The 15,059-nt window shown below is 75.6% G+C and carries 15 protein-coding genes; 10 read left to right on the forward strand and 5 right to left on the reverse strand.

The window, feature by feature from the left end; translation table 11 throughout:
- Positions 1-588 carry a pentapeptide repeat-containing protein gene (locus KIN34_RS06985; RefSeq protein WP_214348519.1) on the reverse strand — a complete coding sequence of 196 codons (588 nt, stop codon included), beginning with the start codon at positions 586-588 and terminating at the stop codon, positions 1-3.
- Positions 589-675: 87 nt separating this feature from the next.
- Here KIN34_RS06985 and KIN34_RS17335 point away from each other — a divergent pair, with 87 nt between their 5' ends.
- Positions 676-1,896, forward strand: coding sequence for a GNAT family N-acetyltransferase (locus tag KIN34_RS17335; RefSeq protein WP_307858126.1), 1,221 nt, complete (start codon positions 676-678; stop codon positions 1,894-1,896).
- A gap of 79 nt (positions 1,897-1,975) precedes the next feature.
- On the opposite strand, the gene KIN34_RS07000 is transcribed toward KIN34_RS17335, so the two are convergent.
- Genes KIN34_RS07000 through KIN34_RS07010 form a run of 3 tightly spaced genes read right to left on the reverse strand, consistent with a single transcriptional unit; the run spans position 1,976 to position 5,552 of the window.
- The gene (locus KIN34_RS07000; protein WP_214348521.1) at positions 1,976-2,866 is read right to left on the reverse strand and encodes a MaoC family dehydratase; all 891 of its coding nucleotides are present in this window, start codon (positions 2,864-2,866) and stop codon (positions 1,976-1,978) included.
- The gene (locus KIN34_RS07005) at positions 2,863-4,224 is read right to left on the reverse strand and encodes a 3-oxoacyl-ACP reductase (RefSeq protein WP_214351885.1); all 1,362 of its coding nucleotides are present in this window, start codon (positions 4,222-4,224) and stop codon (positions 2,863-2,865) included. The genes KIN34_RS07000 and KIN34_RS07005 overlap by 4 nt, the downstream gene beginning before the upstream one ends.
- 2 nt (positions 4,225-4,226) lie before the next feature.
- Complete coding sequence (locus KIN34_RS07010; RefSeq protein WP_214348523.1) at positions 4,227-5,552, reverse strand: acetyl-CoA C-acetyltransferase; 1,326 nt, start codon at positions 5,550-5,552, stop codon at positions 4,227-4,229.
- A 111-nt stretch (positions 5,553-5,663) separates the two neighbouring features.
- Between KIN34_RS07010 and KIN34_RS17340 the strand changes: the two genes are divergently transcribed.
- The 3 genes from KIN34_RS17340 to KIN34_RS07025 all read left to right on the forward strand — a co-directional run bounded on the left by KIN34_RS17340 (position 5,664) and on the right by KIN34_RS07025 (position 9,051).
- Positions 5,664-6,626: a TetR/AcrR family transcriptional regulator gene (locus KIN34_RS17340; protein WP_307858127.1), complete on the forward strand. Its 963-nt coding sequence runs from the start codon at positions 5,664-5,666 to the stop codon at positions 6,624-6,626.
- A complete protein-coding gene (locus KIN34_RS07020; RefSeq protein ID WP_214348525.1) occupies positions 6,623-8,701 on the forward strand; it encodes an acyl-CoA dehydrogenase family protein in 2,079 nt (692 codons plus the stop codon). Before KIN34_RS17340 ends, KIN34_RS07020 begins: the two co-directional genes overlap by 4 nt.
- A gap of 116 nt (positions 8,702-8,817) precedes the next feature.
- Complete coding sequence (locus KIN34_RS07025; RefSeq protein ID WP_214348527.1) at positions 8,818-9,051, forward strand: lipopolysaccharide assembly protein LapA domain-containing protein; 234 nt, start codon at positions 8,818-8,820, stop codon at positions 9,049-9,051.
- Positions 9,052-9,063: 12 nt separating this feature from the next.
- On the opposite strand, the gene KIN34_RS07030 is transcribed toward KIN34_RS07025, so the two are convergent.
- Positions 9,064-10,008, reverse strand: coding sequence for a hypothetical protein (locus KIN34_RS07030; protein ID WP_214348529.1), 945 nt, complete (start codon positions 10,006-10,008; stop codon positions 9,064-9,066).
- A 326-nt stretch (positions 10,009-10,334) separates the two neighbouring features.
- On the opposite strand from KIN34_RS07030, the gene KIN34_RS07035 reads away from it, so the two are divergent.
- The 6 genes from KIN34_RS07035 to KIN34_RS07060 all read left to right on the forward strand — a co-directional run bounded on the left by KIN34_RS07035 (position 10,335) and on the right by KIN34_RS07060 (position 15,052).
- Positions 10,335-11,057 carry an SDR family oxidoreductase gene (locus KIN34_RS07035; RefSeq protein ID WP_307858128.1) on the forward strand — a complete coding sequence of 241 codons (723 nt, stop codon included), beginning with the start codon at positions 10,335-10,337 and terminating at the stop codon, positions 11,055-11,057.
- Positions 11,058-11,068: 11 nt separating this feature from the next.
- Positions 11,069-11,695 (forward strand): TetR/AcrR family transcriptional regulator, encoded by a 627-nt coding sequence (locus KIN34_RS07040; RefSeq protein ID WP_214348534.1) that lies wholly within the window; start codon positions 11,069-11,071, stop codon positions 11,693-11,695.
- Positions 11,696-11,710: 15 nt separating this feature from the next.
- On the forward strand, positions 11,711-12,685 hold the full coding sequence (locus KIN34_RS07045; RefSeq protein ID WP_214348538.1) for an NADPH:quinone oxidoreductase family protein: 975 nt from the start codon (positions 11,711-11,713) through the stop codon (positions 12,683-12,685).
- The gene (locus KIN34_RS07050; protein WP_214348541.1) at positions 12,682-13,476 is read left to right on the forward strand and encodes an SDR family oxidoreductase; all 795 of its coding nucleotides are present in this window, start codon (positions 12,682-12,684) and stop codon (positions 13,474-13,476) included. Before KIN34_RS07045 ends, KIN34_RS07050 begins: the two co-directional genes overlap by 4 nt.
- Before the next feature lie 119 nt (positions 13,477-13,595).
- Positions 13,596-14,345 (forward strand): ABC transporter ATP-binding protein, encoded by a 750-nt coding sequence (locus tag KIN34_RS07055; RefSeq protein ID WP_214348544.1) that lies wholly within the window; start codon positions 13,596-13,598, stop codon positions 14,343-14,345.
- Complete coding sequence (locus KIN34_RS07060; RefSeq protein ID WP_214348546.1) at positions 14,342-15,052, forward strand: ABC transporter ATP-binding protein; 711 nt, start codon at positions 14,342-14,344, stop codon at positions 15,050-15,052. The genes KIN34_RS07055 and KIN34_RS07060 overlap by 4 nt, the downstream gene beginning before the upstream one ends.
- Positions 15,053-15,059 lie beyond the last annotated feature (7 nt).

A 15,059-nucleotide genomic window follows, 5' to 3' on the forward strand; every position in this document is an offset into this window, starting at 1 on the left:
TCACACCACCCGCAGCCCCAGGTGGGCGGCGAGCGCGGGGGCGAGCTCGACGAGCTGCTCGCCGCTGATCGTCGCTCCGGCCAGGCCGGTGACCCCGTCGAGGTGCTGCAGGTCGCCGACGCCGCGCACGTCCGCGTCCGCGAGCGTCGCGCCCGTGACGTCGAGGCGCCGCACCCGGCAGTCCTCGAAGACGAGCCGCCGCGCCCGCACGCGCGCCAGGTCGAGCTCGTCGACCACGACGCCCGTGAACCGGACCTCCTCGAGCGTCGCGTCGCGCAGGTTGAGGTAGTCGACCTTGCCGCCGACGACGTGCAGCCGCGTGAGGCGTGAGCCGTAGGCCTGGACCGCGCCCAGCCGGCAACCGGTCCACGTGCCGTCCTGCCACGTGGCGCTCGGCATGGTCAGGGCCGCGGCGCGCACGGCGTCCCAGGTCGAGTCCACGAACCGCGCGTGGGACAGGTCCGCGCCGTCCAGGACGCACGCGGTGAACGTGCAGTCGAGGAACCGCGCCTCGCTCCCGTCCTGCTCGTCGAACCGCTCGTCACTCAGCGTGAGCCCGTCGTAGTCGCCACCGCTCTCGAGTCGCACCGCACCACCCTGGCACCCCGCGCGCTCGTCGCGCACTCCTGGCAAAGCGTGGGCCACGGACGGTGACCGCATGGCAGCATCACGCCCGTGCAGCACGACATCACCCTGACCGGTCACGGCGTCACCCTCGTCCCGCTCGCCGTGCGGCACGCGGCGGCGCTCGCGTCGTTCGTCGACGAGCGCGTCTGGCGGGGCATGACCAGCGCGACGCCGCGCGGCACGGCGGACCTGACGCGCGTCGTCGAGACCGCCCTCGCGACCCCCGCCCGCTACGCCTTCGCGGTGCTGGACGGGGCGGGCGACGTCGTCGGCTCGACGTCGTTCTACGACGTCGACCGCGCGATGGGCCGGCTCGAGATCGGCCACACGTTCTACGCGCCGGCGGTGTGGGGCACGCACGTGAACCCCGCGTGCAAGCTGCTGCTGATGACCCAGGCGTTCGAGGCGTGGGGCGTGCACCGCGTCGCGTTCCGTGCCGACGCGCGCAACGCGCGGTCGGTCGCCGCGATCCGGCGCCTGGGCGCGGTCGACGAGGGGGCGCTGCGCGGGCACCGCGTGGCCGCCGACGGCTCGCGCGGTGACTCGGCGTACTTCTCGATCCTGGCCGACGAGTGGCCGCAGGCCCGGGCCCGCCTGCTCGCGCGCCTCGCCCCGGAGGTCGCCGCCGCGCAGCCGTCCGCCGCCCCGGCGACCTTCAGCGAACCCGTGGTTGAACGCCACGCCGCGTCGGGCACGGCGAGTCGTTCAACCACGCGATCAGTGAACGCCGCGACCGACCGGTCGCACCTCGTGCTCATCGGCGGCCGGTCGGGGGTCGGCAAGACCAGCACGCTGCACGCGCTGCACGCCCTGCTCACGGAGGCCGACGTCCGGCACGCCGTGATCGAGGGGGACTACCTGGACCTCGCGCACCCCGCGCCGCACGAGCACCGGCTCACCGAGCGCAACCTGCGCGCCGTGTGGGCGGGCTACCGCGAGCTCGGCTACCGACGGCTGGTCTACACGAACACCGTCAGTCCCCGGTACGCCGACGACCTCGCCGCGGCCATGGGCGACGAGCCACGCGTGACGGCGGTCCTCCTGACGGCCGACGACGAGGCCGCGCACCACCGCCTCGCCCAGCGCGAGACCGGCGACGAGCTCGCCCGCCACGTCGAGCGCAGCGACCGCGCCGCCGTCGAGCTCGAGCGCGGCTGCCCGCCCTCGGTCCACCGCCTCGACACGACGACGGCCGACCCCTCCGCGGTCGCCCGGCAGATCGCCGTCCTCGCCGGCTGGGTCCCGCCCGCGACGCACCCTGCTCGCTGACCCTGCTCGCTGACCCTGCTCGCTGACCCCGCTCGCTGACCCCGCTCCTGACGCCGGCCGATCGCGTGGGCCCGGTGCGTCAGGAGAGGGGGCGGACCGTGCCCAGGGCGTGGGGCTTGCCCGTGCGGGGGTGCCAGGCGGCGAGCTCGAACGTCGCGCCGCCGGTCGGGGCGCGGCGGACGCTCGTCGCGACCGTCGCGGGGAGCAGGACGGGCTTGACGAAGTCGACCGAGCAGACGAAGGCGTCGCCCCGGGCGGGGCCGACGTCCGCGAGCAGGCGGGACGCGGTGTGCATCCCGTGCGCGATGGCCCGGGGGAAGCCGAGCGCCTTGGCCGAGAGCGCGGACAGGTGGATCGGGTTGCGGTCGCCCGAGACCGCGGCGTAGCGCCGGCCGGTGTCCTTGCCGAGCCGCCACTGCCCGGTGGGCAGCGGGGGGTCGAACGGGACGCGCTCGTCGTCGTCGGGCGCCTCGCCGCCCAGCCGCACGCCCTTGGCGAGGTACGTCGAGGTGCCGCGCCAGACGATCTCGTCGTCGACCGTGACGTCCACGACCAGGTCCACCTGGGTGCCGGTCCGGTGGGGCCGCAGGCCGCCTGCCGTCGCGACCACGTCGAGCGTCTCGTCGTACCGGACCGGCCGGTGCTGCTCGACGACGTTCGCGAGGTGCACCATCCCGAGCAGCGGGAGCGGGAAGTCGGAGCGCGCCATGAGGGCCGTCGCGACGGGGAACGCCAGGACGTGCACGAACCCGGGGGGCAGGGTGTCGGCCACGGGCTCCCCGACGAGGCGCTGGAACGCGGCGAGGTGCTCCAGGTCCCCGCGCACGCCCCGCACGCGGTAGGCGACGTCGGGCAGCGCGGTGGGTCCGCCGCCGGTCCGACGAGCCAGTGCCAGGCGCCCGGACGCGGCCGCGCCGCGCGCGTAGAGCCCGCCCAGACCGGGGACGGCCGGCAGGTCGACGAGCGTCACGCGCCCACCACGTTCTGCCCGCACACCCGCAGCGTGCGCCCGAGGATCCCGCCCGCCTGCGGCGAGGACAGGAACGCGACCGCCTCGGCCACGTCGACCGGCAGACCGCCCTGCTGCAGCGAGTTGAGCTGGCGCGCGACCTGGCGCGTCACGGCCGGCATCTTCGCGGTCATCTCGGTCTCGATGAAGCCCGGCGCGACCGCGTTGGCGGTGCCGCCGAACGCCTCGAGCAGCGGCGCGGTCGCGCGGACCATGCCGATCACGCCGCCCTTGGTCGCCGCGTAGTTGGCCTGGCCCCGGTTGCCGGCCAGGCCCGTGGTCGAGGAGATCGAGACGATGCGCGGGGCGTCGGTGAAGTCGCCCGACGTCAGGAGCGCCTCGTTGATCCGCAGCTGCGCGGCGATGTTCACCGCGATCACCGCGTCCCACTGCGCCTCGGTCATGTTGGCGAACAGCTTGTCCCGCGTGATGCCGGCGTTGTGCACGACGACGTCGAGCCGGCCGTGCCGCGCGAGCGCGTGCTCGAGGATGCGCGCACCCGCGTCCGGCGCGGTGATGTCGAGCTGCAGCGCCGTGCCGCGGACCGCGTTGGCGACACCCGTGAGCTGCTCGCCCGCGGTCGGCACGTCGACCGCGACCACCGTCGCGCCGTCGCGGGCCAGCGTGCGCGCGATCGATGCGCCGATCCCGCGCGCCGCGCCCGTCACGACCGCCACGCGGCCGGTGAGCGGCTTCTCCCAGTCGGCGGGCAGGGCGCCCGCCGCGGTGTCGACCGCGAGGAGCTGGCCGTGCACGAACGCCGAGCGGGTCGAGAGCAGGAACCGGAGCCCGCCGACGACCGACGGTGCCGTCACCGGCACGCCCTCGGCGAGCACCAGGCCGTTGGCGGTCGTGCCGCCGCGGGACTCCTTGGCGATGGTGCGCACCACGGCGTCGACGCCCTGCCGCGCGGCGGCCACGGCGGGCGCGTCGTCGGACGTGGCTGCGCGCGAGAGCGTCACGACGCGGCCACCGCGGCCGAGGCCCTTGAGGGTGCTCGCGGCCGCGAGCAGCGGCGCGTGCAGCTCGTCGGGGTGCTCGAGCCCGGTGAGCACGGCCACCACCGCGGCGTACCGCCGGTCCGGCGCGGGGTGGCGGTGCACCTCGAGACCCCAGCCGGGACCCTCTCCCGTCTCCGACGAGGCCGCGCCCGACAGCAGGGCGGCGACGGCGTCGGCGTCCGCGCCGGTGCCCAGCACGAGCACCGTCCCGTCGACGAGCGGCTGGTCCGGCGCCCAGCGCCGCAGCGGCACCGCGGGGGAGAACCCGAGCAGCCCGGAGAGCTTGGCGGACAGGGTCGCGGTGATCGGGTTCGCCATGGTCACGCCGCCTCGAGGATCGCGGTGAGGCCGAGACCGCCGGCCGCACAGACGGACACCAGCGCGCGCGGCGTGCCGCCGTCGCGCTGCTTGCGCAGGTGGAGCTCCTTCGCGACCGTCGCGACGATGCGACCGCCCGTGGCCGCGAACGGGTGGCCCGCCGCGAGCGACGACCCGTGCACGTTGAGCCGGTCGCGGTCCACGCTGCCGAACGCACCGTCGAGCCCCAGGCGCTCGCGGCCGAACTCGGGCGACTCCCAGGCCGCGAGGGTCGTCAGGACCGTCGACGCGAACGCCTCGTGGATCTCGACGAGGTCCAGGTCCGCGAGCGCGAGCCCCTGGCGCGCGAGCAGCCGCGGCACCGCGAAGGCCGGGGCCATGAGCAGGCCGTCCTCGCCGTGCACGAAGTCGACCGCGCCGGCCTCGGCGTCGACCACGACGGCCAGGGGCGTGAGGCCGTGCTCGGCCGCCCACGCGTCGGACCCGAGCAGGACGGTGGACGCGCCGTCGGTGAGGGGGGTCGAGTTGCCCGCCGTCATGGTCGCGGGCGCGTCGAGCCCGGTGCCGAACGTCGGCCGGAGCGCGGCGAGCTTCTCGAGCGAGGTGTCCGGGCGCAGGTTCCCGTCGATCGTCTGACCGCGGTACGGCGTGACGAGGTCGTCGAAGAACCCGCTGTCCCACGCGGCCGCGAGGCGCTGGTGCGAGGCGAGCGCGACCTCGTCCTGCGCCTCCCGCGTGACCTGCCACTGCGCGGTGGTCAGCGCCTGGTGCTCGCCCATCGACAGGTGCGTGCGGGGCTCGCCGGTGGACGGCGCGACGGGCGCGAGGTCCTTGGGCCGGATCCGCGCGAGCGCGGCGAGCTTCTGGCCGGGGGTCGTGGCGCGCGACAGGTCGAGCAGCGCGCGGCGCAGGCGGTCGGTCACGACGATCGGTGCGTCGGACGTCGAGTCGACACCGCCCGAGACCGCCGACTCGAGCTGGCCGAGGCGGATCTTGTTCGACAGCGAGACGAGCGTCTCGAGGCCGGTCGCGCACGCCTGCTGCACGTCGTACGCCGGCGTGGTGGCCGCGAGCGACGAGCCGAGGACGGCCTCCCGCGTGAGGTTGAAGTCGCGGCTGTGCTTGAGCACCGCCCCGGCTGCGACCTCGCCGATCCGCTCGCCCTGCAGGCCGTACCGCGCGACCAGCCCTTCGAGCGCCGCCGTGAGCATGTCCTGGTTCGACGCGTGGGCGTAGCGACCGCCCGCCCGCGCGAAGGGGATCCGGTTGCCGCCCAGGACCAGTGCGCGGCGGGGCGTGCCGGGTGCTGCCGTCTTCTCGGGTGCCATGCGATGGCGCTCCTCTCGCGTCGTCGCGATCAGCGGGTCGGGCCCTCGTGTCGAGGGACCTTCGTCCTCCGGTGGTGTCCAGAACTCACAGTACCTGATACCTTCGGTTTCGTGAGTCCGATCACACCGGGCGCCTCGACGACGAGGGCGACCCCCAGGCCTGCCCCCCCGGGGCCCTCAGTCCCGCACGTCGACCCGTTCGCGGTCGACGGGCGGTCCGCGCGCTGGGTCGACCACCGCGAGGCCCGCCGCGCCGAGCTGGTCCGCATCGCGCGGCGCACGGTCCACCACCGCGGGCCCGACGTCTCCATGGAGGAGATCGCGACCGCCGCGGGGACGTCCAAGTCGATCGTCTACCGCTACTTCTCGGACAAGACCGGGCTGCAGATCGCGGTCGCCGAGGCCGTGGTGCTGCAGATCCAGGGCGCGCTCGAGGGCGTGCTCCGCGTCGCGCCGACGCCGCGCGACGGCCTGCGCGCGATGGTCGCCGTCTACCTCGAGATGATCGAGTCCTCGCCGAACGTCTACGCGTTCGTCACCCGCGACGGCTCCGTCGAGTCCGGCGGCCCGCTGGGGCACTTCCTGGACTCCGTCACGCACCTCGTCGCGCTGCCGTTCGCGCGCGTCCTCGCGGACGGCGACGCGCACGCGTCCGACGAGGCTGCGTCCGACGAGCGCGCGTCCGACGAGGCTGTGTCCGACGAGGCTGTGTCCGACGAGCGCGCGTCCGACGAGGCTGTGTCCGACGAGGCTGTGTCCGACGAGGTCGCGCCCGACGAGGTCGCGCCCGACGAGGCTGCGCGCGACGACCAGCCGTCCGCACCTCTCGCCGTCCACGACGCGCTCGCCGCCGACCCCGCGACCGCCGCGCGCAGCGCGCTGGCCGAGGCGTGGGCCGCCGGCGCGGTCGGCTTCGTGCGTGGCGCCGGCGAGTGGTGGATGGCCCACCGCGACGAGGCCGGCACGCCGGACCGCGAGACCCTCACCGCGCAGGTCGCGGCCTGGCTCTGGGCCGGGCCGGTCGGCCTGCTGGCCCGCGAACGCACCACCCGCACGCCCTGGGAGATCCGATGACCGCCACGACCGACGCCCGGCAGGGCACCACCCGCACCCCGGCGCCGCGCGTCGCCCTCTCCTCGACGGCGGACCCGCGGGTCGACGTCGCGGCGCTCACCGAGCAGCTGCTCGGCCAGTACGCGGAGCTGCGCCGTGGGGCGCGGGCGGTCGCGGGCGAGCCGGACTTCCAGAAGATCGAGGGGCTGCCGATGCCGGAGCAGCGCGAGCGCGTGCTGCACCAGCTGCGCGAGCTCGTCGCGCACCACGACGTCCTGCGCGCGTTCCCCTCCCGCCTGGGCGGCGCCGACGACCACGGCGGCAGCCTCGCGCGGTTCGAGGAGCTCGTCGCGGGCGACCCGTCGCTGCAGATCAAGGCGGGCGTGCAGTGGGGGCTGTTCGCGAGCGCGATCCTGCACCTGGGCACCGCGTTCCACCACGACACGTTCCTGCCGGACGCGATGTCGGTCGCCGTGCCCGGCGCGTTCGCGATGACGGAGGCCGGCCACGGCTCGGACGTCGCGGCGATCGGCACCACCGCGGAGTACGACCCGGCGACGCAGGAGTTCGTGATCCACACGCCGTTCCGTGCGGCGTGGAAGGACTACCTGGGCAACGCGGGCCTGCACGGGACCGCGGCGGTGGTCTTCGCGCAGCTCGTCACCGCGCCGGCCGGCGCGCAGCGGGTCAACCACGGCGTGCACGCCTTCTACGTGCCGATCCGTGACGCGGCGACGGGCGAGTTCCTGCCGGGCGTCGGCGGGGAGGACGACGGGCTCAAGGGCGGGCTCAACGGCATCGACAACGGCCGCCTGCACTTCGACCACGTCCGGGTCCCGCGCACGCACCTGCTCAACCGGTACGGCGACGTCGCGCCGGACGGGACGTACTCGTCGTCGATCGCGAGCCCCGGGCGCCGGTTCTTCACCATGCTCGGCACGCTGGTGCAGGGCCGCGTCTCGCTCGACGGCGCCGCCGCCAACGCGAGCAAGCTCGCGCTGGGCATCGCGGTGCGGTACGGCAACGAGCGTCGCCAGTTCGCGGGCGCCGGGCCCGACGAGGTGGTGCTCCTCGACTACCAGCGGCACCAGCGCCGCCTGCTCCCGCTGCTCGCGGAGACGTACGCGACGACCTTCGCGCACGAGGAGCTGCTGGCCGCGTTCGACGAGGTCTTCTCCGGCCGGGGCGAGACGCCCGAGGGTCGGGAGGACCTGGAGACGCTCGCCGCGACGCTGAAGCCGACGTCCACGTGGCTCGCGATGCGCACCATCCAGGAGTGCCGGGAGGCCTGCGGCGGGGCGGGGTACCTGGCCGAGAACCGCCTGGTCGGGCTGCACCAGGACCTCGACGTCTACGTGACGTTCGAGGGCGACAACACCGTGCTGTACCAGCTCGTCGGGAAGCGCCTCCTGACGGACTACGCCAAGGCGCTGCGGTCCGGGGGTGCCGGCGACGTCGCGCGGTACGTCGCGGACAAGGCCGTGCACCGCACGCCGCTGGTCCGCGCCGCCCAGACCCTCGCCGACGTCGGAGACGCGCGCCGCTCGGCGGGTCAGCTGCGCGACGAGGACACGCAGCGCGAGCTGCTCACCGAGCGCGTCGAGGTCATGGTCGCGGACCTGGCCGCGGCGCTGCGGCCCGCCGCCAAGCTGCCGCCGGCCGAGGCGGCGTCCCTGGTCAACTCGCACCAGCACGAGCTCATCGAGGCGGCCCGCGCGCACGCCGAGCGCGTGCAGTGGGAGGCGCTGACGCGCGGGGTGCACGCCGCGACCGACCCGGGCACGCAGCAGGTGCTCACCTGGCTGCGGGACCTGTTCGGGCTCACGCTCGTCGAGCGGCACCTGGCCTGGTACCTGGTGAACGGGCGGCTCTCCGCCGGCCGGGCCCGCACGGTCTCGTCGTACATCGACCGGCTGCTGGTGCGGCTGCGGCCGCACGCCCAGGACCTGGTCGACGCGTTCGGCTACGGGCCCGAGCACCTGCGGGCCCCCATCGCGTCCGGGCAGGAGGCGCAGCGGCAGGACGAGGCGCGCGCCTACTACCGCGCCGAGCGCGCGGCCGGCCGCGAGGCGGTCCCGGAGAAGCACGTGCGCTGAGCCGTCCCCGACGCCCGCGCGCGGCGCCGCGCGTGCCCTGGCCGCGCGTCGTCGGGCGCGGCAGGATGGGCCGCACGGGGGCGGCGCTCGACCGCCCGGGTCCACGGGAGGTCCCGATGTCGCAGCAGCAGGTCGAGCAGGGCAACGGCGTCAGCTGGCGGATGATCCTGGGGATCGTCGTGCTCGTGGCCGCGGTGGTCCTGATCGCGCAGAACTCGCAGGACGCGCCGGTGCACATCTTCTGGATGAACGTGACGATGCCGCTGTGGGTGCTGCTCGCCATCACGTTCGTCCTGGGCGGGCTGACGGGCTGGCTGCTCAAGGCCCGCCGCGTCAAGCGCGCGGGCTGACCCGCCGCGGGGTCAGGCGTCCCGGCGGTGGGCCGGGCGGTGGCGTGTGCGCGCGCGCACCGCGACGAGCCCGGCGCCGAGCGCGAGCGCGCCGATCCCGAGCGCGAGGCCGGGCGCGGGCGAGCCGCCCGTGGTGGCGAGCGCGTCGCCGCCCGAGGTGTCGTCCGGGCCGTCGGCCAGCACCTCGGAGTCCACGGACGGCGAGGCCGTCGGCGTCGGGCCGAGCACCTGGACGTCCCGCGTCGGGGAGGCCGAGGGCGCCGGCGGGGTCGGCGCGCCCGTCTCCTCGTCGACCGGGCCAGGGGCAGGGGGCGTGGCGGACGGGGTGCCGGTGGGCTCGTCGGTCGGCGGTGCGGGGGTGGGCGTGGGCGACGCGGTCGCCGAGGGGGAGGTCGAGGGGGACGCCGAGGGCGTCGGCCGCGCGGACGGGGTGGTGGTCGGGGTCGGCGTCTGCCGCGGGGGCGGAGGCAGGTAGGGCGTCGTCGTCGGCGAGGGCGTCGGCGACGGCGTGGGCGTGCAGTCCGGGGAGCGGCTCGGGCGCGGGCTGGGCGTGGGGGAGGCGGACGGCGTCGGTGACGGGGTCGGCGTGGTGGTGCACACCGGGGGCTGGTCGCCCTCGCCGTAGTGCTCGTCGTACCCGCTGACCTGCACCCACGTGACGCACGCGCCCGCCGGGACGCCCACCTCCGGCCACGTGACGCTCGAGCGCCCGACGAACCTGCCGGTCCCCGTGCCCGGCTCGACGTGCAGGTTCGCGGAGCCGAGGCGTCCACCGACGGCGTAGGCGACGTTCACGTGGTCGTACGCGCGCAGCTCGTCGCCGGCGGGCAGCACCAGGGCGGTCGGGGTGACCGCGTAGGGGGGCGTGCCGTCGGACCCGCCCGCCACGGCGCCGGTCCAGCCGCCGAGCAGGAGGAGGGTGGTGAGAGCAGGGACGGCGGCGGTGCGCGGGTGCATGGTCCTCGAATCGGGCGAAGCCGGTGAAACGGGTGCACCGGACGAAACGGGCGGATGGGCCGCGGGAGAGACTAGGGCGAACCGGGCGCGGGGTCCACGCCGTCACCCGAATGGACGCATGTCCAGGACAGCGGGCCGCTGAGTCGTGTACGGTGCAAACCGGCTGGTCGGTATGGCGGTGCAGGACTGCAACGGGACTGCGGCGCTACGGCTGCGGTCGGGCAGGTCGCGGCGCCGGACGGTCACCGCGTCGCGCCGGACGGGCGGGACGGGACGGACGTTCTCGACGAGGAGGCGGCGTGCGCTTCACGGGCAGGGTGGCCCTGGTGACCGGGGCGAGCCGGGGCATCGGCCTCGCCACCGTCGAGCGCCTGGTCCGCGAGGGGGCCTCCGTCACGATGACCGGCCGGCACGCGGAGACGCTGGACGAGGCGGAGGCGCGGCTGGGGCCGGACCGGGTGCTGGCGGTCGCGGGCAAGGCGGACGACGCCGAGCACCGCGCGGCCGCGGTGCGTGCGACCGTCGAGCGGTTCGGTGGGCTCGACCACCTGGTGAGCAACGTGGGGATCAACCCGGTGCACGGCCCGCTGCTGCGCACGGAGCCGGGCGCGGCGGCCAAGATCCTGCAGGTCAACCTGCTCGCAGCGCTCGACTGGGTCCGCGAGTGCGTCGACGCCGGCCTGGGGGAGCGGGACGGCGCCTCCGTGGTGTGCACCGCGTCGGTCGCCGGCCTCGCGGCCAGCCCCGGCATCGGGATGTACGGCGTCTCGAAGGCCGCGCTGCTCAACCTGGTCCAGCAGCTCGCGGTCGAGCTCGCGCCGCGGGTCCGGGTCAACGCGGTCGCCCCGGGCATCGTGCGCACGCGCCTGGCGACCGCGCTCGTCGCGGGCCGGGAGGAGGAGGCGCTCGCCGCCTACCCCCTGGGTCGCCTGGGCGAGCCGGCGGACGTCGCGGGCCCGATCGCCTTCCTGCTCTCGTCGGACGCCTCCTGGGTGACGGGACACGCGCTCGTCGTCGACGGTGGCGCGTCCGTGCGGCCGGTGGGGTGAAGGATGGGCGCATGAGGCAGACGAGTGTCGTCGAGGACGTCATGCAGGCCGCGCTGGAGCTGTTCGCCGCCCAGGGCTACGCCAACACCTCGGTGCAGCAGGTCGTGGAGTCGGCGGGCGTGACCAAGGGTGCGCTCTACCACTACTTCCAGTCGAAGGACGACCTGCTCTTCACGATCTACGAGCGGATGCTCACGGTCCAGACCGACCGCATGAACGCGATCATCGCGCGGGGCGGACCGGTCGAGGAGACGCTGCGCGCGGTGTGCCTCGACGTGGTCGAGACGTCGGTGGACTTCCTGCTCGAGGGCACCGTGTTCTTCCGCAGCCAGCACATGCTCACGGCACCGCGCCAGCAGGAGGTCACGCGGCGACGGCGCGCGTACCACGACACGTTCGCGGGGCTCCTGGAGCGGGGCCAGCAGGAGGGGGTCTACCGCACGGACATCCCGCGCAGCGTGATGGTCGCGCACTTCTTCTCCGACCTGCACTACCTGTCCTACTGGTTCCGGCCCACCGGGGCCGAGGGCAAGACCGAGCTCGCCGAGCAGCTCACGGACCTGTTCCTGGTGTCCGTGTCCGCCCGGGCGACGCAGCCCGCGGCGCCACCCGGCGCCGCGGTCCACGCGCAGGGGTAGTCGAGGGGTGGGGCCGTGCAGGCATGGCAGGTGACGTCGCTGGGGGAGCCCGACGAGGCGCTGCGGCTGGTCGAGGTCGACCGGCCGGTGCCGGGACCGGGAGAGGTCCGGGTCGCCGTGCGGGCCGTGGGGATCAACTTCGCGGACGTCCTGCTGTGCCGGGGGGAGTACCAGGTCCGCCCGGCGTTGCCCTTCTCCCCGGGGATCGAGCTGTGCGGCGTCGTCGAGCAGGTCGGTCCGGACGTGACGCGCGTGAGCGTCGGTCAGAGGGTGGTCGCGTCCCTGATCGGCGCGCTGGCGCAGGAGGTCGTCGTGCCGCAGTCCGCGGTGCACGCGGCGCCCGACGAGCTCAGCGACGCCGAGGCGTCGGTGCTGACCGTGTCCTTCCACACCGCGTGGTTCGCGCTGCACCGGCGGGCGCAGCTCCGGGCGGGCGAGACCGTCGTGGTGCACGCGGCCGCCGGCGGGGTCGGGCTCGCGGCGGTGCAGCTCGCGGCCGCCGCCGGTGCCCGCGTCGTGGCGGTGGTCGGCGGCGCCGCGAAGGGCGACGCGGCGCGACGAGCCGGCGCGCACGTCGTCGTCGACCGGGGCACCGAGGACCTGGCCGGGGCGCTCCTCGCGGCCACCGACGGCCGCGGCGCGGACGTCGTCGTCGACCCGGTGGGCGGCGACGCCTACGACGCGTCGACGCGCGCGGTGGCGCTCGACGGCCGGATCGTGCTGGTCGGGTTCGCCGGCGGCCGCGTGCAGGAGGTGCGGCCCGGCCACGTGCTGGTCAAGAACTACAGCGTGCTGGGGCTGCACTGGGCGCTGTACCTGCAGCGCCGCCCGGACCTGGTGGACCAGGCGCACGACGAGCTGCTGCGCCTGGTCGCGGGCGGGCTGCGACCGGTCGTGGCGGACGTGGTGCCCTGGGAGCGGGCGCCGGAGGCGCTCACGCGCCTGGCGGCGGGCCGGACCGTGGGCCGGCTCGCGGTCGGTCTCGCATGACCGCGGGTTCGCTCGTCGGGCGCGTCGCGCTGGTGAGCGGCGGTGCCCGCGGCCTCGGGGCCGCGTACGTGCGCGCGCTGCACGCGGCGGGTGCGTCCGTGGTCGTCGGCGACGTGCGGGACGACGAGGGTGCGGCCCTGGCCGCCGAGCTCTCGGGCGGTCCGGTCGGCTCGCACGGCTCACACGGCTCACACGGCTCGCACGGCGCGCTCGGGACGGTGCGGTTCGTGCACCTGGACGTGACCGACGAGGGCGACTGGGCGGCCGCCGTCGACGCGGCCGTCGCGCTCGGCGGGCTGCACGCGCTCGTGAACAACGCGGGCATCGCGAACGCGGGCCGGATCGAGCGCTACGGCCGCGACCAGTGGGACGCGGTGATCGCCGTGAACCTCACGGGCACGTACCTGGGCGTGCGCGCCGCGGTCGGCGCCATGCGCGCCGGCGGGGGCGGCTCGATCGTCAACGTCTCCTCGGTCGAGGGCATGCGGGGCGATGCGGCGCTGCACGGGTACGTCGCCTCCAAGTTCGGGGTCCGGGGGCTGACGAAGTCGCTCGCCGTCGAGCTGGGGCGGGACGGGATCCGGGTGAACTCCGTGCACCCCGGGTTCGTGCAGACGCCCATGACGGCGGGCCTCGACGAGTCGCGGCAGCGGATCCCGCTCGGTCGGGTGGCCGTGCCGGCCGACGTCGTCGGGGCGGTCATGTTCCTGGTCGGCGACGCCTCGGCGTACGTCACCGGCACCGAGCTCGTGGTCGACGGCGGGATGATCGCCGGCGTACCGCACGCCTGACCACGACGGTCGGCGGGTCACAGGAAGGACACGATTGGATGCCTGTTCCCTCCGGCCCATACCGTCCGGTCGGTTTCTGTCGTACGCTGCCTAGCACGTTCCGACACGACGAGGTGCCGATGACTGATGCGAGCGGTCCCCGAGACCGTCCGGACCCCCGCCCGGCGCGGCTGCGCGTGCGCGGCCTCGGGGTGCGGTTCGGCGGTCTCGACGCCCTGACCGACGTGGGCCTCGAGGTCGCCGAGGGCGAGGTCGTCGGGCTCATCGGACCCAACGGCGCGGGCAAGACGACGCTCTTCAACGTCGTGTGCGGGCTCGTGCGGCCCACGGCCGGAGACGTCGAGATCGCGGGTGCCCCGGCGCCGCGCCGCCCGGACCGCCTGCTGGCCGCGGGCGTCGCCCGCACGCTGCAGGGCGTCGGCGTGCTGCCGAGCCTCACGGTGCTGGAGAACGTGCTCGTCGCGGTGCTGGACCGGACGGACCGCGACGAGCGGGCGGCGGGCGCGCTCGAGCGCGTCGGCCTGCCGCACGTCGCCGGGCGGACCGTGGGCGCGCTGCCGTACCCCGAGCAGAAGCGGGTCGCGCTCGCGCGCGCGCTCGCCACGGCCCCCCGCCTCCTGCTCCTCGACGAGCCGGCGGGCGGGCTCGGCCCGCAGGACGTCGCGGACCTGGGCGCCACCGTGCGCGAGGTCGCGGGGCAGGGGTGCGCGGTGCTGCTCGTCGAGCACCACGTCGACTTCGTCATGAGCGTCTGCGACCGCGTCGTGGTGCTCGACTTCGGCCGGGTGATCGCGGCGGGGCTGCCCGACGAGGTGCGGCGCGACCCCGCGGTCGAGCAGGCCTACCTGGGGATCGAGGTCGCGCGGTGACCGCGCTCGACGTGCGCGGGCTCGTCGCCGGCTACGGCGGCGACCCGGTGCTGGACGGGGTGGACGTGCACGTCGGGGACGGCGAGGTCGTCGCGCTGCTCGGCGGCAACGGCGCGGGCAAGACGACGCTGCTGCGGGCCGTCACCGGGCTCCTGCCCGCGGCGGGCCGCGTGACCCTGGGCGACGAGGTGCTCACGGGCCTGCCCACCGAGGAGCGCGTGCGGCGCGGGCTCGCGCACGTCCCCGAGGGCCGGGGCGTCGTCACCGAGCTCACGGTGGACGAGAACCTGCGGCTGGGCGGCCTGTGGCGGCACGATGCGGCGGGCCTCACGGCGGCCGTGGCCGAGCAGTACGAGCGGTTCGAGCCGCTCGCGCGACGGCGGTCCGCGTTCGGCCACCAGCTCTCGGGCGGCGAGCGGCAGATGCTCGCGCTGGCCCGCGCCCTGGTGGCCCGCCCGCGGGTGCTGCTCCTCGACGAGCCGTCCCTGGGCCTGGCGCCCCAGGTGGTCCTCAGCATCCTGGGCACGCTGCGCACGCTGTGCGACGAGACCGGCCTGACCGTCCTGCTCGCGGAGCAGAACGCCGCCGGGGCGCTGTCCGTCGCCGACCGCGGGCTCGTGCTCCAGCTCGGTGCGGTCGTCGCGGACCGTCCCGCGCTCGTCCTCGCGGACGACACCACCCTCCGGCACGCCTACCTCGGGTTCTAGGAGGGCT

The organism is Cellulomonas fulva, from assembly GCF_018531375.1.
Taxonomy (GTDB): domain Bacteria; phylum Actinomycetota; class Actinomycetes; order Actinomycetales; family Cellulomonadaceae; genus Cellulomonas; species Cellulomonas fulva.